This window comes from Pseudoalteromonas phenolica (genome assembly GCF_005876835.1).
GTDB lineage: Bacteria > Pseudomonadota > Gammaproteobacteria > Enterobacterales > Alteromonadaceae > Pseudoalteromonas > Pseudoalteromonas phenolica_B.
In genome coordinates, this window is sequence record NZ_PPSW01000016.1 from 87,413 (window position 1) to 104,113 (window position 16,701).

Consider the following 16,701-nt stretch of genomic DNA (forward strand, 5'->3'; position numbering starts at 1 on the left):
TAACGTTTTTATAACCACAATATACTGACCAAGATCAACCCCATCTATGAGGAGACGAGGGTACCCAAAAGGGCATCAAACCTTACTCACTTTACTTGCCCCGCAATTGTAGCAAAAAAAAGCGCTGATTTATCGTCAGATCTTCACTAATTACAATAAATATTGAAAATATTAGGTAAACAATAAGTCGAACACAGATTGTTTGACGTGGGTTGGGATAGGAAATGAAAAATATTTGGACTTTTAAAACAAAAAACCCAGCATAAGCTGGGTTTTTGAATTCTTGTAAACGTAAAAAATTAACGCTTCGAGAATTGAGTGTTCTTACGTGCTTTCTTAAGACCCACTTTCTTACGCTCAACTTTACGAGCGTCGCGAGTAACAAAGCCAGCTTTACGTAGAGCAGGACGTAGTGACTCGTCAAACTCCATAAGCGCACGAGTGATACCGTGACGGATAGCACCAGCTTGACCAGTTGAACCACCACCAGCAACAGTGATGTATAGGTCAAACTTTTCAATCATTTCAACAAGCTCTAGAGGCTGACGAACAACCATGCGAGAAGTTTCACGACCGAAGTATTCTTCGATAGAACGTTGATTAATTACGATGTTGCCAGTACCTGGGCGTAAGAATACGCGAGCACTTGAACTTTTACGACGACCTGTACCGTAGTATTGATTTGCCATGAGTTAGCTCCTTAAATGTCCAGTACTTGAGGCTGTTGAGCTGCATGAGCGTGCTCAGAACCTGCGTATACTTTTAGTTTGCGGTACATTTCACGACCTAGAGGGCCTTTTGGTAACATACCTTTAACTGCTTTTTCGATAATCATTTCAGGCTTTTTAGCTTGAAGCTTGTCGAAAGTGATAGACTTAAGGCCACCTGGGAAACCAGTGTGAGCATAGTACACTTTATCAGTTGTTTTGTTACCAGTTACAGTAACTTTCTCAGCATTGATTACGATGATGTAATCACCAGTGTCAACATGAGGTGTGTACTCAGCTTTATGCTTACCGCGTAGGCGACGAGCGATTTCAGTAGCGATACGACCTAAAGTTTTACCTTCAGCGTCAACTACGTACCAGTCACGTTTTACAGATTCTGGCTTAGCAACAAACGTTTTCATTAAATAAAATCCAATGTTTCAAATTAAAACCACAGGTAACAAAAAGTTACCGCTTTACTATGAGTGCTTGAACCCCTTCGAGTTTAAGACTTTTATGCCGCTCAAATCGGTGGCTAAGCCGACGAGGGCTATAGAACGCAACGTGGCAGGCCGCGGATTATAGCAACACAGAAGAGGCTTTTCCAGTGCGCGACTGTTTTTTCTACAAAAAAAATAATCGCGTTGATTTGAGCGAGAAATTTACCTTAGGCGAGATGCTCTCTTGCGAGGTATTCGTGCGACTGCATCTCTTGTAAACGACTGATACAGCGCCTAAATTCAAAATTAAGTGTGCCATCGGTATATAACTCTGTGATCGGTGCGGCGGCTGAGATAATAAGTGTCACATTACGCTCATAAAATTCATCAACCAAAGCGATAAAACGTCTGGCAGCATCATCATTCTGCTGTCCCATCTGTTTTACATTAGAAAGGATCACAGTGTTGTATATACGACTGATCTCCATATAGTCTACTTGTGAACGCGCCGTTTCACAAATTTGTGTGAAATCGAACATCACAATACTATCGGCAACTTTTCGGGTTTTGATCAAGCGCCCTTCGATTTCGATGGCTTCATCAAGTTTGCCCGGTTCAGGTGAGAGCTTATCAAAATACTCAAACAGGTTTTTATCTGCTTGTGCATCGAGCGGGCTGTGGAAGATTTCGGCTTGCTCTAACGTTCTCAAGCGATAATCAATGCCTGAGTCTACGTTGACGACTTCGGTGTTTTCTTTCACTAGGGCGATGGCTGGTAAGAAACGAGCACGTTGCAGACCATTTCGATATAACTCGTCCGGTACTATATTAGAGGTCGCGACTAAAATAATGTCACGTGCAAAGAGTGCCTGCATTAAACCACCAAGTAACATGGCATCGGTAATGTCCTGAACAAAAAACTCATCAAAACAAATGATATCTGTTTCTTTTTTGAAAATATCGGCCACAGTCTCAAGTGGATCTTTGACTTCTTTTAGCATTTTAAGCTCATCATGTACACGATGCATAAAACGGTGAAAATGCACTCGCATTTTTCTGTCTGTCGGTAATGCCTCATAAAAGGTATCAACTAAGTATGTTTTACCGCGCCCTACGCCGCCCCAAAAATACAGGCCAGTAATTTTTTGCTGTGGTTGACGATTAAATAAGCGAGAAAAGAAACCTTGGGGCTGTTCAGGTTGATTCACGATATCATCGTACAAACGCTGCAAATGCTTTACTGCGTTTTCTTGTGCCGCATCATATTGAAAGTCATCTCGTTGTAGGTCTTGTTGATATTTTTCCCAAGGTGTCATCATTTTTCACAAACTAAGCGTTTTTATTTGAGGCATATATTAACACGCATCAAAACTCCGCGTATATTTAGCTGATAGTTTGAATTACATTTTTTATTACGTAGCCGAATAATTGCTACACTTATAGAGCGCGTATTTTTAAGGAGACTCTCTATGACAACATTTGCTTGGTTAGGATTAATTGTAGTAGTTGCTATTGCTGCATTTTTCTTAGGTTCAATGATCACTAAAAAACAACTTAAGCATGACGATTTAGAACAACAAGTACAATCTGCAAAGCACGAATTAGAGCAATACCGCCAAGAAGTAGCAGATCACCTTGCAAGCACTAAGAAGTTAATGACTAAAATGCAAGACAGTTACTCACAGCTTTTAATCCATGTCGAAGAAACAGATAAAGCACTATTAAATGTTAAACCTGCTATGCCTGATGAGCCTTTCTTCTCAAAAGAAACCACGGAGCAACTGCAAGCCTCGTTACAAAGCCGCCCAGAGCGCCGCCGTGAAGCGAAAAACGATACATTGTCAGCTCAACCAAGCGATTATGCCGAAGGTGAAACAGGTATTTTCTCTGGCGAAAGCTCAGAAGTTGAGCAATCAAAAGCCTCTTGATGAACTTTTTTTAGCCCCCATAGTCAGTAAGTACAGTTACCAAAAATGACGAACTGGTAAGAAAGCAAAAAGTTTACTTACCTATCATCAATGATATATGCCCGCTTTTTAATGATTAAAAGAAAATGGGCGTTATTACTTTTCGGAGTACTTATTGACTATGAAACTAAAACTATCGTTATTATCTGCTGCTATTTTTTCAACTGCCCTTTTTCTTTCTCCTACAGCAGTTGAAGCCAAACTTCCCGTTGCTGTAGACGGTCAATCATTGCCTACCCTAGCACCTATGCTTGAACGCGTTACGCCTGGCGTTGTCAGTATTCAGGTTTCTGGCGCAAAAGAAGTCCGCCGTCGTGTCGACCCATTCGACTACTTTTTTGGCAACCCTCAACCTCGTAACCAAAAACGTCCATTCAGTGGTTTAGGTTCGGGTGTGATTATTGATGCTGATGAAGGATACGTAGTTACAAACAGCCATGTTATTGATGAAGCCGACAAAATTATTGTTACTTTGAAAGATGGACGAGAATTTGATGCTAAGTTGGTTGGTCGTGATAAAGAGTCTGACATCGCATTACTTGAAATCGACGCGGACAATCTTACTGAGGTAAAACTAGCTAACTCTGACAAGTTACGTGTAGGTGACTTCTCGGTTGCTATCGGCAACCCATTTGGTTTAAGTCATACAGTGACATCAGGTATTGTCAGTGCGCTTGGTCGTAGTGGCTTAAACATCGAAGGCTATGAAGACTTTATTCAAACCGATGCGGCAATTAACCAAGGTAACTCAGGGGGTGCCTTAGTAAATCTGAATGGTGAACTAATAGGTATTAATACTGCCATTCTTGGCGCTTCGGGCGGTAATGTCGGTATCGGCTTTGCCATACCATCTAATATGATGAAGAACCTGGTTGATCAAATTATCGAATTTGGTCAAGTACGTCGAGGCTCTCTAGGTATTATTGGTCGCACATTAGATGCAGGCCTTGCTAAAGCACAAGGTTTAGAAGTTCAGCAAGGTGCCTTTGTTATGCAAATAGTAAAAGACTCAGCGGCAAGCGAAGCCGGTATTAAGGCCAATGATGTGATTGTCAGCCTGAATGGTGATGAGATCCAAAGCTTCGAAGAACTTAGAGGAAAAATCGCCACCATAGGTGAAGGTAGAACCATTGAGCTCGGTGTGTTCCGCGATGGTAGAAAACGTACTATAGAAGTAACGCTTAAAGGCCAAGGCGAACTGCAAGCTCAAGCAGATAAGGTGCACCCAATGCTACGTGGTGCTGTGCTGGAAAGTGGCGAGCGTAACGGCAACCAAGGTGTCATTGTCTCTAGTATCGAAGAGCGCTCACCAGCTCTGCGAGTTGGCCTTGAAGAAGGTGATGTGATCATGCAAGTAAATCGTCAGCGCGTTAAGAACATTCGCGATATGAGCAACTTAATCGAAGACATTCAAGGCAACATCGTATTGGGAATTAAACGCGGACGAGACTCTGTGTTCATTCTAATTCAATAACTTGTTTTAAGTTTTAGCTAATAAAAATGCAGCGTCTTATTGTCGCTGCATTTTTATTTGTGCCATCATTACTATTCTGCTTTCAGTAAGATAAAATAACTGTTTGTTGTGTAATGAATAAAAATGAGCGATGGCGTGCTAAAACTTTTTAAATTTATTCTTCCCCCTCTGTTTGTCGGCCTTGGGATCGCATTTTTAGTGGTTTGGTTATCACCAAACCTAAAAAGCGTCGTTTTACCAAAGCTCGCGATGCCAAGCCATTACACCAGCAGCCATATGAGCTTTGCCGACTCAGTCGCTAAAGCCTCACCTGCCGTAGTAACGATTTTTTCTGAAAGTATTTCATCCATGCCTCGATACCAAAGACGTAACACCACACAAGAACTCGGGTCTGGTGTGATTATGTCGAGCGATGGCTATATTCTGACAAACTACCATGTGGTTAATGACGCAGACCAAATCATGGTCATCTTGACTGACGGTAGACGCTTCTATGATGTACAAGTCATCGGCTTTGATACCATCACCGATCTCGCTTTGCTAAAAATTCCAGGCCAACACCTGCCTGTAATCCCAACCGACGATGAGTTTATTCCTCGCGTGGGCGATGTAGTTTTAGCGATTGGTAACCCACTTAATTTAGGCCAAACCATTACCCAAGGCGTGATCAGTGCCACAGGTAAGCAAACACTCACTGATAGCCAATATAACAATTTGCTGCAAATGGATGCGGCTGTGAATGTGGGCAATTCAGGGGGGGCTTTAGTTAACTCAAACGGTACTCTCGTTGGTATTACCTCAGCACAATTCAGAACTCGCTTAAATATAGACATACAAGGGATCTCCTTCGCCGTACCTTACCAATTAGCTAAGCAAGTCATGCAAAGGCTTATTGCGGATGGTCGAGTCGTTCGCGGGTACTTAGGTTTTAGAGGCACAGCCGTTGATAGCTCAGGTAATGAAGTAACCGATTTATATACTCCGATTGTTGGTTTGTTGATCAGCGAACTGGACCCGTTAGGCCCTGCTTGGCAAGCGGGTATGCAAGATAGAGATATTATTGTTAAAGTTGCTGGTCAATCGATTTCTAACCCACAAAAAACATTACAGTTTATTGGTAATACTAAGCCTGGCACTGAACTTGAGTTTGAGGTACTGAGAAATGGTGAACACCAAACTATTACTTTGACTGTTGCTGAGCTAGAAATTAACACCAACTAATTCAATTCGTGAACTCAGCTAATTCATACCAAAACATATACAAAAAAAGCGACCTACTCATATAGGTCGCTTTTTTAATTTAGAATATAAAAGCTGTAATACCAATTCTCTTAATTAGGTGTTCTACTTTGAGGATTGATATAATTAGTTGTGACGGCGTTTAATATTCGCACCCAACTTACTTAGCTTATCTTCGATGCGTTGATACCCTCTATCAACATGATAGATACGATCAACCACAGTCTCGCCTTGTGCAACAATACCCGTCAAAATTAAGCTCGCTGACGCACGTAAATCAGTCGCCATGACTTGTGCACCCGATAACTTTTCAGTATCGCCACAAATCGCTGTATTGCCTTCTAAACGAATATTTGCACCCATACGCTGTAATTCAGGCACATGCATAAAGCGATTCTCAAAAATCGTTTCTGTAATCGTTGCACTGCCACTCGCTACCACATTCATAGCCGTAAACTGCGCCTGCATATCCGTTGGAAAGCCGGGGTGAGGCATGGTTTTAATGTTCACAGCTTTTAACTCGCGCTGACGCATATCGATGTAGATGCTGTCTTGTTGAACCTCAACTAGCGCATTGGCATCTCTCAGTTTTTCAAGCACAGGCTCTAAACTTTGGTGGTCAGTGTTACGACATAACACCTCACCTTTTGCCATTGCTGCAGCCACCAAAAAAGTACCCGTTTCAATTCGGTCAGGTAATATTTTATGTTCGCACCCTGATAGCTGCTCAACCCCTTCTATTTCTATGCGATGCGTACCTGCACCTGAGATTTTTGCCCCCATTGCCACTAGGCATTCAGCAAGGTTTACAATTTCTGGTTCGCGTGCCGCATTTTCTAATACAGTTTTACCATCTGCAAGCGTTGCCGCCATCAGTAAGTTTTCGGTCGCGCCTACACTCACGGTTTCCATGTAGATATCAGCACCCTGCAACCGACCCGAAGACGTCGCATTAATATAGCCGTTTTCTACATTTATAGTTGCGCCCATTTTTTCAAGACCGCGAATGTGTAAATCGACTGGACGAGCACCTATGGCACAACCACCCGGCAAAGAAACTTGGGCCTGTCCAAAACGAGCTAATAAAGGCCCCAATGCCAATACAGATGCACGCATCTGTTTTACAAGCTCATATGGCGCTAGCACTTTATCAACAGTACTTCCGTCGACTTCAAGATTATCTCCATGCCACTTTACTTCTGCACCAAGCGTCTTTAGCAGCGCTTCAGTTGTGCCTATGTCACGAAGCTGAGGTACATTCGAGAAAATACTCTTGCCATTACCAAGTAAGGCTGCAAAAAGAATAGGAAGGGCGGCATTTTTAGCGCCCGAAATTGTGACTTCACCAGCTAGGGTGGTGCCACCTTGGATAACAAATTGATCCATTGTGGCTCCGTTATTGAGGAAGGATGAATTTACGTTCTCTTTGCCACTCTGTTGGCGTGAAGGCTTTAATGCTTAAAGCGTGAATGGTGCCGTCTTTGATTACATCCATCAAAGGGCCGTAAACTAGCTGTTGTTTCTTAACTCGACTCGCCCCGTCAAAACACTCACCAACTGCAATCACCTCATAGTGACTACCATTGGCTTTAACTATGACTTCTTCTAGTGACAATGCTTCTTGTAATACTGCTTCGACTTGGTTTGTTTCCATTAGATTCACTCAAATAAGTTAGATACCTGACCCAACTCCATCAATTTATGCAGTTGCTCAGGTATATTTTTCAGCTCAAGGCGCTTACCTTGGCGTTGCAAAAGACCTAAAGAGTGAATTAACCAAGCTAAGCCCGCCGTGTCAACCCTAGAAACCTCAGAAAGGTCAAAATATAGGACTGACTGCGTACTTTGTAGCTGTTGGTTAAGAAGGCGTTCATCTATTAAGCTATTTCGGGTTAATTCTCCCTTAATCGCTACCACACCTTCTTGTTGAGGTGAAAACTGCAAATTAGTTGCCATCATCACCTCTGAATTGAACTGGTAAACGGCTCTTTTTATCTAGAAGATCGATGACATGTTCGATACCTTGTTGACGTAGCACACCATGTAATTCAGTTTGTTTCGCATCAAGTAATGAAATACCCTCTGCCATCATGTCATATGCACGCCACTCATTGCCTTTTCCTTTGCGCACCTTGAAGTCGATTTTAATATCTGGCTTACCTGGCTCAACAATACGAGTTTTCACAACTGCAACGTCATCTCCATCAAAACTGCGGGCTTCTCCGAACTCCACCTTTTGATTTTTATACTGGGTAAACACACCGGCATAAGTTGCTACTAAATAGCGCTGAAATACATCAATGAATGTTTTAATATGCTCAACTGCCTGCTTTTTCTCAGCTGGATCTGTCATGGTACGTACTTTTTGAATATAGCTACCAAGCACGCGATAAGCCGCATACTTGTAATCTACATATGGCATCAGCTCTTGTTCAACAATAACGCGTAAGTGCTCTTTATTTGTAGAAATAATGCCTTGGTCTTTTGCAACACGTTTAAAGGTGTTATCAGCAACCTGCTCAACCATTTTATAAGGATTGGTTAAATCCACCTCTGGTGCTGCCAGCACTTGAGCAGACATCACTAAACCTGCTGCAACCATTAAAAACTTCTTAAACATGATTATTCCCCACCTTGGTTAAACAGGAATTGACCAATTAGTTCTTCAAGTACCAGTGCCGACTTAGTATCAGTCAGCATGTCACCATTTTTAAGTGCGACACTTTCAACACCGAATAAGTCATCTAATTCAGAGCCTGCATTACTTGTCACCTCATTCCCTAAACAACTTTGCTTCGCTGATTCAGCAGCAATAACTGGTGAAAGGCCAAGGTACTGCTCACCTAAAATGCCTGATGTTAAAATAGAGACCGAGGTTGTATCAGAAAACTGACACTCGTAGCTCGCATCAATACTCATATTCACAACAGGTAAAAACTCTTGCGGGTGAATGTAAATACTTTCAACGCGACCAATCACGACACCACCCACTTTAATGGGTGCACGTGTTTTTAGAGAGCCAATGTTTTCAAATTTAGCGCTCAGCGTGTATGTATCACCATTACCACTGATCCCTGAGTTTGCGACTTTAAGCGCTAAAATAGCAAACGCTGCCACGCCAAGTGCGACAAATAAGCCAACTAAAATTTCTATTTTCCGTGTATTCATAATTTCTCAAAACCCTTAACTTGAAAACATCACCGCTGTTAATAAAAAGTCGAAACCTAAAACGGCCAGCGACGAATGAACAACTGTTTCTGTGGTCGCTTTACTGATCCCTTCTGATGTAGGAACACAGTCGTATCCTTTGTAAAGCGCAATCCATGTCACGATCAGTGCAAAAACGAAGCTCTTGATCATGCCATTTAAAATATCTTGCTGGAACGACACCTGAGACTGCATGATTGACCAGAAGCTGCCTGAATCGACACCTAACCAATCTACGCCTACTAAGTGCGCCCCAATAATTGCAACGGCTGAAAATATCAGTGCCAACAGCGGCATACTGATAAAACCAGCCCAAAAACGCGGCGCTACGACCCTTTTAAGTGGGTCAATTGCCATCATTTCTAGGCTTGATAACTGCTCGGTTGCTTTCATCAAACCAATTTCGGCGGTTAATGCACTGCCCGCTCGACCGGCAAATAATAGTGCAGTTACAACCGGACCCAACTCTCGCAGTAGACTCAGTGCAACCAAAGGACCTAAGCTGTCTTCAGCGCCGTACCCCACCAAAACAGTATAACCTTGTAAAGCCAGTACCATACCGATGAATAAGCCCGACACCATGATGATCAATAATGATTGATGACCTACCATGTAAAGCTGCTTAATTAACAGCGGCGTGCCTTTTTTAAAATTAGGCATGCTAAGTAAGGCGCCCAATAACATACGTGTTGCACGCCCTAATGAGGCAAAACGACTCAGTGTTTTATGGCCTAGTGCTTGTAAAAAATCCATTATTGCTGGGCTCCTAGTAACAATTCATCTTCGTAAGGCGCAGCTTTAAAGTGGAAAGGCACTGGACCGTCTGATAACCCTTTTAAGAATTGCTGCACCAGTGGCGAACTATGTTGCAACATCTGCTCTGGCGTACCCGTGCCAATCACGCCTTGTTCAGCAATAATCACCACATGATCGGCAATACTCAGTACTTCTGTTACATCGTGCGTTACGATTAAAGAAGACAAACCTAACACTTGATTAAGCGACTTGATCAGGCGTACTAACACGCCCATTGAAATTGGATCTTGTCCAGCAAACGGTTCATCGTACATGATGAGCTCAGGATCTAAGGCTATTGAGCGTGCTAGTGCTGCACGTCTTGCCATACCACCAGATAATTCTGACGGCATTAAATCTCTGGCACCACGAAGACCGACAGCTTGAAGCTTCATAAGCACAACAAGGCGAATTAGTTCTTCACTTAACTGCGTATGTTCTCTAAGAGGAAAAGCGATATTGTCGAATACTGACATATCTGTAAAAAGCGCACCGCTTTGAAAGAGCATACTCATTTTCGTACGGGCTTCGTAAAGTTCAGCACGGGTCATACCCGGTACACTTTGCCCTTCAAATGTAATATCGCCACTATCTGGCTTTAATTGACCACCAATAAGGCGCAACATGGTGGTTTTACCAATACCACTCGGGCCCATAATTGCGGTTATCTTCCCCTTTGGTACCGAGAAACTCATGTTCTTATAGATGGTCCTATCACCTCTGGAGAAAGTTACATCCTTGATTTCGATAATTGATTGCGACAAGTCGCGCTCCACATTCTGGTTCACCAATTTGTATATCATACTTTTTTTTGGTTTTAGTGTGAAAAGAGAATTCGTAAAATTTTGTAAGCGATAGATACAGCTCTGCTTTAGTAATAGCTCACTTCATGAATAAAGCTTTTTACCTAGCGTTTTGTTTATACTTTTTTTTATGCTTTTGATACTATTTGCCGCAATTTTGTTTTCGTTGTTGGCATATTCTTTTTATGATTTTATCTTTCATCATTTTGATACTTGGTTTTGCCGCGTTAGTTTGGAGTGCGGACCGCTTTGTCTTTGGCGCGGCAGCATTGGCAAGAAATTTCGGTGTACCGACATTAATCGTAGGTTTAACTATAGTAGCAATGGGCTCATCGGCTCCGGAAATGATGGTTGCAGCGCAGGCTGCTTTTGCAGATAAAACAGATACCGCAGTAGGTAATGCGGTGGGCTCGAACATCGCCAATATATTACTGGTATTAGGTATTACCGCACTATTGCGTCCACTTTCAGTTGGCTCTGGTATCTTAAAACGCGAAATGCCATTACTTGTAATTGTCTCTTTAGGTGCTTGGTTCATCGTCAGTGACAATCACTTTAGTCGCACTGAGGGCCTGGTTTTATTTGCTGGCTTTATCACTTTTCTCGCAACCTTACTCATTTTAACCAAACGCTCAGGCAACCAAGACGATGACCCTTTAGTTGCTGAAGCATGTGATGAAGTACCTAATGATGTACCAACCAACAAAGCTATTTTATGGTTAGTCGTGGGTATGATCATGCTTCCTATTAGCTCAGGTTACCTTATTGATGCAGCCGTTGATATTGCCAAATATTTTGGTATGAGCGACTTATTAATTGGCCTGACAATCATTGCGGTTGGTACCAGTCTTCCTGAACTAGCAGCCTGTATTGCTGGCGTACTTAAAAACGAAGACGACCTAGCAATGGGTAACATCATTGGCTCAAATATTTTTAATATTCTCGCAGTGCTTTCTATAGCGGGGATCTTAAATCCGGCAGATATAGATGCAAACATAGCACAACGCGACATTTACATTATGCTAGGCGCGACGTTCATCTTAATCGCGATGAGCCTAAGCCTCAAAGGCACTCGCCGCATCAACCGCGTTGAAGGGGGCCTGCTTCTTGCCGCGTTCATCGGGTACATGTATTACATTATTTAGTTGTTGGAGTGCACATGACTGCTGAACAATTTACTAAAACGGCTTTAAATGTCATCGATATTGAAAAACAAGCCATTGATGAAATTACACAATATATTGATGAAAGCTTTGTTGAAGCATGCCAAGCTGTTTTTGACTGCCAGGGCAGAACCATAGTCATTGGGATGGGTAAATCTGGGCACATAGGTAACAAAATAGCTGCGACGCTGGCCAGTACGGGCACCCCCGCTTTTTTTGTTCACCCAGGTGAAGCAAGCCACGGTGATCTAGGAATGATCACCAAAGACGATGTGGTATTACTGATCTCAAATTCGGGAGAGACCAGCGAAGTTGTCAATATTATTCCTGTTATAAAGCGCATTGGTGCAAAAACCATTGCTATGACAGGCAACCCTACATCTTCAATGGCTAACCTTTCAGATATTCATCTATGTATCGCGGTCTCGAAAGAAGCTTGCCCACTAGGGTTAGCGCCAACAGCGAGTACGACGGCCACACTGGTCATGGGTGATGCACTTGCCGTTGCCCTACTAGAAGCACGCGGTTTTACTGCCGATGATTTTGCTCTTTCTCATCCTGGTGGTTCACTCGGTCGACGTTTATTACTTACATTAGACGACATCATGCATCAAGGTGAGCAAATGCCAATTATTGAAACAGGTAAACTCATCAAAGATGCGTTATTTGAAATCTCGAGCAAAGGCTTAGGCATGACTGCAATTGTCGATGAACAAGGCATTCTGGCCGGTATTTTTACCGACGGAGACTTACGCCGTATTATTGAGCAAAAACTCGATTTGCACAGCGCAAAAATTGATGATGCAATGACGGTCAAATGTACAACAGCAAAAGCTGATATGCTTGCGGCTGAGGCGTTAAATATCATGGAAAACAAGCGTATTAATGGTTTAATCGTGGTTGATGAAACTAATCGCCCGATTGGCGCTCTGAACATGCAAGACTTATTAAAAGCAGGGGTTATTTAAATGCAATTTGCCGACTTATATCAGCCAATCAGCGAAGATGTAGTGTCTAGAGCGAAGCAAATTAAGTTGCTTATTTGTGATATTGACGGCGTATTTTCTGACGGCCGTATTTACCTTGGCAATAATGGCGAAGAATTAAAGGCATTCAACACCAAAGATGGATTTGGCATAAAAGCACTTATCAATGCAGGAGTTGAAGTTGCCGTGATCACCGGTCGCCATTCACAGATTGTTCAGCAACGTATGACTAGCTTAACAGTAAAGCATATTTACCAAGGGCAAGAAGACAAGTTGCAAGCCTACGAAGAGCTAAAAGCCAACCTGAACCTGACAGATGTCGAGATTGCTTATATTGGTGACGATGGTCCCGACCTACCAGTCATGGAGCAAGTAGGCTTTGCAGTGGCCGTAAATGATGCTCACCCTATCATTCGCAACCTTTCACACTACACGACTTTACTGCCCGGTGGATTTGGTGCTGTGAGAGAGTTAACTGATTTACTCATGCTGTGCCAGGGCCATACACTCGGCACATCAGGAACAAGCGCATGACGGTCAACCGCGTCATATTATTAATTATTTTTGCACTGACCATGTATTGGATATGGTCACCGTATTTTGATCAGCCTAAAAAGCAAAGTTCGACCGAAGAAGAAAGCATCGCCACGCCAGATTATGTTGCTACAGAATTAAAGCAAACTAAATATTCTGAAGCCGGTATGCGAAATTACTTAGTCGAAGCGAATAAAATGGAGCTTTATCAGCAGCTCGGATTTAGCCATTTTACATCGCCTACATTTACCCTGTTTAATGGCCCACAAAATTGGCAACTTTCGGCCAATGAAGCCACTTTATATGAAAATAATATGCTGATTTTAGAGGGAGATGTTAAAGCCCTAAATCTGACTGAAGGTGCTATGATAAGCCAAATCAGCGCAGACCATATTCAAGTAGATATAACTCAGCGCGCCATGCGCTCAGATCTACCCGTAGAAATTGTGGGCCCTCACTTAAATATAAAAGGGCAAGGCCTCAATGCCGACCTCAATACTGAGATTATTGAGCTCATTAACCATACGCGAACCATTTACTATGACCAATAAATTACTTCTTTCACTGCTACTACTCGGCTTTTCTAATTTAACTTTGGCAGAAACAGCGTCTATGTCACAGGTATCAATTAAAGCAGGTAAGCAGCAAGCACAATTAAAGACAAACATTGGTATCTTTGAAGAAAATGTTGAAATCATTCATGGCAACCGTGAAATTTATGCCGATAGATTAGAAGTACATCAGCGTGAAGAGCTCGGTGAGAACAAGCAGCTTTTAGTCGCAACAGGCAAACCAGCTCGCTTTATCGAAAAGCAACCGGATGGCACAGTACTCAGTGCCAGCGCAGAAGAAGTCAGGTATGACGTTGCCAATAGACTACTCACCATCAAAGGCAAAGCTGAAATCAATCAAGCCGGTCAAGTTATCAAGGCTGAAGCTATTATTTATGATATCGAGAAGCAACTTATCAGTGCCGAGCAAAATGAACAAAACAAACAACGTGTACACACAATTTTAGTACCAGAGAAAAAAGCATCAAAGTCTAACCCTGAACAAGGTCAATGAGCATGAGTGTGTTAACTGCCACAGCCCTAGCAAAAAGCTATAAAGGCCGCCAAGTCGTAAAAAATGTCAGCCTAAGTGTGGAAGCAGGAAGCATTGTTGGTCTTCTCGGCCCTAATGGCGCAGGTAAAACCACCAGTTTTTACATGATCGTTGGTCTTGTGCCTAGCGATAAAGGCAAAGTCACTATAGATGATGAAGATATCACTTTGCTACCTATGCACAGTAGAGCACGCATGGGCATTGGTTATCTGCCTCAAGAGTCTTCAATCTTCAGAAAGTTGACTGTTTATCAAAACTTAATGGCTATTTTAGAGACCCGTAAAGACCTCAATAAAGTACAAAGAGAGCAAACTTTAGACGACTTACTGGATGAGTTTAATATTCAACATATTCGGGACAGTCAGGGCATGGCTTTGTCAGGTGGTGAGCGTCGGCGAGTTGAAATTGCTCGCGCTTTAGCCGCAAACCCTAAATTTATTCTTTTAGATGAGCCTTTTGCTGGCGTTGATCCGATTTCGGTGTTAGATATAAAGAAAATTGTTGAGCACTTAAAAAATCGCGGCATTGGTGTTCTTATTACAGATCACAATGTGAGAGAAACCCTTGATGTTTGTGAGAAAGCTTATATTGTTTCACATGGTGAATTAATCGCGTCAGGTACGCCTGAATCAGTTTTAGCTGATCAAACCGTAAGAGACGTCTACCTAGGTGAACAATTCCGTCTATAGTTAAAGCAAGACATAATCCAAATAACAAAAAGGATTGTTAGAAATACATGAGGCAATCGCTACAGCTGCGCATGGGGCAGCAACTAACCATGACACCACAATTGCAACAAGCCATTCGCTTGCTGCAATTGAGCACACTAGATCTACAGCAAGAGATCCAAGAAGCGCTGGATAGCAACCCTTTACTCGAAGTGGATGAATCGGAATTAGAGCCGAGTGCTGATGGCAATGATTCAGACAAAGCAACCAAAGACACTGATTCTAAAGAGCAACTCTCTAATTCTGCTGATGATGGTCACGGTGATGAACCGACCAGCGATTACGAACTCGATAGCGATGCAGCGCTGAGTAAAGACACTGTCAGTGACGATCTCGCGATGGATGTGACATGGGACGAGTACATGAGTGCAGCACCGAGCACCAGTAGCGGCCCAATGCCTGAAGACGAAACCATTTATCAGGGCGAAACCACAGAAACATTACACGAATATTTAATGTGGCAATTAGAACTCACCCCATTCAGCCCAACCGATAAAGCCATTGCCGTTGCCATTGTTGAAGCCGTTGATGATGCAGGTTTACTTACTATTAGCACTGAAGAGCTCCTAGAAAGTATTAATGAAGGTAATGACGAAGAGCTAATTGAACTCGACGAAGTTGAGGCTGTCTTAAAGCGTATTCAACTCTTTGACCCTGTAGGAATTGCAGCTCGTTCATTACAAGAATGTTTATGTATTCAACTCAATCAGTTTGATGCTGGTACAGCATTCATTGCCGAAACAAAAATGGTGTTAAGCGAGCACATTGATCTACTTGCTAGCCGCGATTATCGCACCATCATGAAAAAGACCAAGCTCAAAGAGCCTGAGTTAAAAGAAGTGATGACACTCATTCACAGCCTTAACCCAAAACCTGCCGCCAGCATTATTCGTGAAGAATCTGAGTACGTTATTCCTGATGTGTCGGTGAAAAAAGTAAAAGGTCGCTGGGTTGTTGAGCTAAATCCTGAATGTATGCCTAAAATAAGGGTAAATGATCATTATGCGGCAATGTCACGCTCAGTGAAATCAAGCACAGACAGCCAATTCATTCGCTCTCATTTACAAGAAGCAAAGTGGTTTATCAAGAGCTTAGAAAGCCGTAATGACACTTTAATGAAAGTTACTAATTGCATTGTGCAACAACAACAGGCATTCTTTGAACATGGACCTGAGGCAATGAAGCCTATGGTTTTGAATGATGTTGCTGAGATGGTCGAGATGCACGAGTCTACCATTTCTCGTGTCACCACTCAGAAGTACATGCATACACCCCGTGGCATTTTTGAGTTGAAGTACTTCTTCTCAAGTCACGTAAGCACTGAAAACGGAGGTGAATGCTCATCGACTGCGATTAGAGCATTGATCAAAAAGCTAATTGCTGCAGAAAATACAGCTAAGCCATTGAGCGACAGCAAAATTGCAGATATATTGGCAGAACAGGGAATCAAAGTGGCACGTCGTACAATTGCAAAATACCGCGAGTCACTCTCTATTCCACCGTCAAATCAGCGTAAGAGCTTGATTTAAGACGTAAACCAAGAGAAGGAAAATG

Annotated in this window: 20 protein-coding genes; 10 read left to right on the forward strand and 10 right to left on the reverse strand. The window is 42.6% G+C overall.

Annotated elements, in window-relative coordinates; all coding sequences use genetic code 11:
• Nucleotides 1-299 precede the first annotated feature (299 nt).
• The 3 genes from rpsI to zapE all read right to left on the reverse strand — a co-directional run bounded on the left by rpsI (nt 300) and on the right by zapE (nt 2,463).
• The gene (rpsI, locus tag C1E24_RS11365; protein WP_138481529.1) at nt 300-689 is read right to left on the reverse strand and encodes a 30S ribosomal protein S9; all 390 of its coding nucleotides are present in this window, start codon (nt 687-689) and stop codon (nt 300-302) included.
• A gap of 11 nt (nt 690-700) precedes the next feature.
• Nucleotides 701-1,129 carry a 50S ribosomal protein L13 gene (rplM, locus tag C1E24_RS11370; protein WP_138481531.1) on the reverse strand — a complete coding sequence of 143 codons (429 nt, stop codon included), beginning with the start codon at nt 1,127-1,129 and terminating at the stop codon, nt 701-703.
• A 245-nt stretch (nt 1,130-1,374) separates the two neighbouring features.
• Nucleotides 1,375-2,463: a cell division protein ZapE gene (gene zapE / locus C1E24_RS11375; RefSeq protein WP_138481694.1), complete on the reverse strand. Its 1,089-nt coding sequence runs from the start codon at nt 2,461-2,463 to the stop codon at nt 1,375-1,377.
• A gap of 153 nt (nt 2,464-2,616) precedes the next feature.
• Here zapE and C1E24_RS11380 point away from each other — a divergent pair, with 153 nt between their 5' ends.
• From C1E24_RS11380 to C1E24_RS11390, 3 genes are all read left to right on the forward strand, one after another.
• Nucleotides 2,617-3,075, forward strand: a complete 459-nt coding sequence (locus C1E24_RS11380; RefSeq protein WP_138481532.1) for a YhcB family protein — start codon at nt 2,617-2,619, stop codon at nt 3,073-3,075.
• A 160-nt stretch (nt 3,076-3,235) separates the two neighbouring features.
• A complete protein-coding gene (locus C1E24_RS11385; RefSeq protein WP_138481534.1) occupies nt 3,236-4,588 on the forward strand; it encodes a Do family serine endopeptidase in 1,353 nt (450 codons plus the stop codon).
• 135 nt (nt 4,589-4,723) lie between these two features.
• Nucleotides 4,724-5,809 carry a trypsin-like peptidase domain-containing protein gene (locus tag C1E24_RS11390; protein WP_138481536.1) on the forward strand — a complete coding sequence of 362 codons (1,086 nt, stop codon included), beginning with the start codon at nt 4,724-4,726 and terminating at the stop codon, nt 5,807-5,809.
• Nucleotides 5,810-5,953: 144 nt separating this feature from the next.
• Here the strand turns inward: C1E24_RS11390 and murA are convergent, their stop codons facing one another.
• The 7 genes from murA to C1E24_RS11425 are packed head-to-tail and all read right to left on the reverse strand — an operon-like array spanning nt 5,954 to nt 10,593.
• Nucleotides 5,954-7,213 (reverse strand): UDP-N-acetylglucosamine 1-carboxyvinyltransferase, encoded by a 1,260-nt coding sequence (gene murA / locus C1E24_RS11395; protein ID WP_138481538.1) that lies wholly within the window; start codon nt 7,211-7,213, stop codon nt 5,954-5,956.
• Nucleotides 7,214-7,223: 10 nt separating this feature from the next.
• Nucleotides 7,224-7,481, reverse strand: coding sequence for a BolA family iron metabolism protein IbaG (gene ibaG / locus C1E24_RS11400; protein WP_058028609.1), 258 nt, complete (start codon nt 7,479-7,481; stop codon nt 7,224-7,226).
• A 5-nt stretch (nt 7,482-7,486) separates the two neighbouring features.
• Nucleotides 7,487-7,786 (reverse strand): STAS domain-containing protein, encoded by a 300-nt coding sequence (locus C1E24_RS11405; RefSeq protein ID WP_138481540.1) that lies wholly within the window; start codon nt 7,784-7,786, stop codon nt 7,487-7,489.
• Nucleotides 7,773-8,447, reverse strand: a complete 675-nt coding sequence (locus C1E24_RS11410; RefSeq protein WP_138481542.1) for an MlaC/ttg2D family ABC transporter substrate-binding protein — start codon at nt 8,445-8,447, stop codon at nt 7,773-7,775. Before C1E24_RS11410 ends, C1E24_RS11405 begins: the two co-directional genes overlap by 14 nt.
• Before the next feature lie 2 nt (nt 8,448-8,449).
• On the reverse strand, nt 8,450-8,995 hold the full coding sequence (gene mlaD, locus C1E24_RS11415; RefSeq protein WP_138481544.1) for an outer membrane lipid asymmetry maintenance protein MlaD: 546 nt from the start codon (nt 8,993-8,995) through the stop codon (nt 8,450-8,452).
• A 15-nt stretch (nt 8,996-9,010) separates the two neighbouring features.
• Entirely contained in the window at nt 9,011-9,790 is a 780-nt protein-coding gene (gene mlaE, locus C1E24_RS11420) for a lipid asymmetry maintenance ABC transporter permease subunit MlaE (protein WP_130255578.1), read from the reverse strand.
• Nucleotides 9,787-10,593, reverse strand: coding sequence for an ATP-binding cassette domain-containing protein (locus tag C1E24_RS11425; RefSeq protein ID WP_083496624.1), 807 nt, complete (start codon nt 10,591-10,593; stop codon nt 9,787-9,789). Before C1E24_RS11425 ends, mlaE begins: the two co-directional genes overlap by 4 nt.
• Nucleotides 10,594-10,817: 224 nt before the next feature.
• On the opposite strand from C1E24_RS11425, the gene C1E24_RS11430 reads away from it, so the two are divergent.
• From C1E24_RS11430 to C1E24_RS11460, 7 genes are read left to right on the forward strand one after another with little or no spacing between them, the layout of a single operon-like run.
• Entirely contained in the window at nt 10,818-11,777 is a 960-nt protein-coding gene (locus C1E24_RS11430) for a calcium/sodium antiporter (RefSeq protein WP_138481546.1), read from the forward strand.
• A gap of 14 nt (nt 11,778-11,791) precedes the next feature.
• The gene (locus C1E24_RS11435; RefSeq protein WP_138481548.1) at nt 11,792-12,763 is read left to right on the forward strand and encodes a KpsF/GutQ family sugar-phosphate isomerase; all 972 of its coding nucleotides are present in this window, start codon (nt 11,792-11,794) and stop codon (nt 12,761-12,763) included.
• A complete protein-coding gene (gene kdsC, locus C1E24_RS11440; protein ID WP_138481550.1) occupies nt 12,764-13,315 on the forward strand; it encodes a 3-deoxy-manno-octulosonate-8-phosphatase KdsC in 552 nt (183 codons plus the stop codon).
• The gene (gene lptC, locus C1E24_RS11445; RefSeq protein ID WP_138481552.1) at nt 13,312-13,866 is read left to right on the forward strand and encodes an LPS export ABC transporter periplasmic protein LptC; all 555 of its coding nucleotides are present in this window, start codon (nt 13,312-13,314) and stop codon (nt 13,864-13,866) included. Before kdsC ends, lptC begins: the two co-directional genes overlap by 4 nt.
• Complete coding sequence (gene lptA, locus C1E24_RS11450) at nt 13,856-14,380, forward strand: lipopolysaccharide transport periplasmic protein LptA (RefSeq protein WP_138481554.1); 525 nt, start codon at nt 13,856-13,858, stop codon at nt 14,378-14,380. Before lptC ends, lptA begins: the two co-directional genes overlap by 11 nt.
• A 2-nt stretch (nt 14,381-14,382) precedes the next feature.
• Complete coding sequence (gene lptB / locus C1E24_RS11455) at nt 14,383-15,108, forward strand: LPS export ABC transporter ATP-binding protein (protein WP_138481556.1); 726 nt, start codon at nt 14,383-14,385, stop codon at nt 15,106-15,108.
• 47 nt (nt 15,109-15,155) lie between these two features.
• Complete coding sequence (locus C1E24_RS11460; protein ID WP_138481558.1) at nt 15,156-16,676, forward strand: RNA polymerase factor sigma-54; 1,521 nt, start codon at nt 15,156-15,158, stop codon at nt 16,674-16,676.
• The last annotated feature ends 25 nt before the right edge of the window (nt 16,677-16,701 follow it).

Bases quoted from the DNA above. Each gene is read 5' to 3' on its own strand.
- C1E24_RS11405 (WP_138481540.1), bottom strand. From the start codon at position 7,786: ATGATGGCAACTAATTTGCAGTTTTCACCTCAACAAGAAGGTGTGGTA.
- C1E24_RS11385 (WP_138481534.1), top strand. From the start codon at position 3,236: ATGAAACTAAAACTATCGTTATTATCTGCTGCTATTTTTTCAACTGCC.
- C1E24_RS11380 (WP_138481532.1), top strand. From the start codon at position 2,617: ATGACAACATTTGCTTGGTTAGGATTAATTGTAGTAGTTGCTATTGCT.
- murA (WP_138481538.1), bottom strand. From the start codon at position 7,213: ATGGATCAATTTGTTATCCAAGGTGGCACCACCCTAGCTGGTGAAGTC.
- C1E24_RS11460 (WP_138481558.1), top strand. From the start codon at position 15,156: ATGAGGCAATCGCTACAGCTGCGCATGGGGCAGCAACTAACCATGACA.
- kdsC (WP_138481550.1), top strand. From the start codon at position 12,764: ATGCAATTTGCCGACTTATATCAGCCAATCAGCGAAGATGTAGTGTCT.
- C1E24_RS11430 (WP_138481546.1), top strand. From the start codon at position 10,818: ATGATTTTATCTTTCATCATTTTGATACTTGGTTTTGCCGCGTTAGTT.
- rplM (WP_138481531.1), bottom strand. From the start codon at position 1,129: ATGAAAACGTTTGTTGCTAAGCCAGAATCTGTAAAACGTGACTGGTAC.
- C1E24_RS11410 (WP_138481542.1), bottom strand. From the start codon at position 8,447: ATGTTTAAGAAGTTTTTAATGGTTGCAGCAGGTTTAGTGATGTCTGCT.
- rpsI (WP_138481529.1), bottom strand. From the start codon at position 689: ATGGCAAATCAATACTACGGTACAGGTCGTCGTAAAAGTTCAAGTGCT.
- C1E24_RS11435 (WP_138481548.1), top strand. From the start codon at position 11,792: ATGACTGCTGAACAATTTACTAAAACGGCTTTAAATGTCATCGATATT.
- ibaG (WP_058028609.1), bottom strand. From the start codon at position 7,481: ATGGAAACAAACCAAGTCGAAGCAGTATTACAAGAAGCATTGTCACTA.
- lptB (WP_138481556.1), top strand. From the start codon at position 14,383: ATGAGTGTGTTAACTGCCACAGCCCTAGCAAAAAGCTATAAAGGCCGC.
- lptA (WP_138481554.1), top strand. From the start codon at position 13,856: ATGACCAATAAATTACTTCTTTCACTGCTACTACTCGGCTTTTCTAAT.
- zapE (WP_138481694.1), bottom strand. From the start codon at position 2,463: ATGACACCTTGGGAAAAATATCAACAAGACCTACAACGAGATGACTTT.
- mlaD (WP_138481544.1), bottom strand. From the start codon at position 8,995: ATGAATACACGGAAAATAGAAATTTTAGTTGGCTTATTTGTCGCACTT.
- lptC (WP_138481552.1), top strand. From the start codon at position 13,312: ATGACGGTCAACCGCGTCATATTATTAATTATTTTTGCACTGACCATG.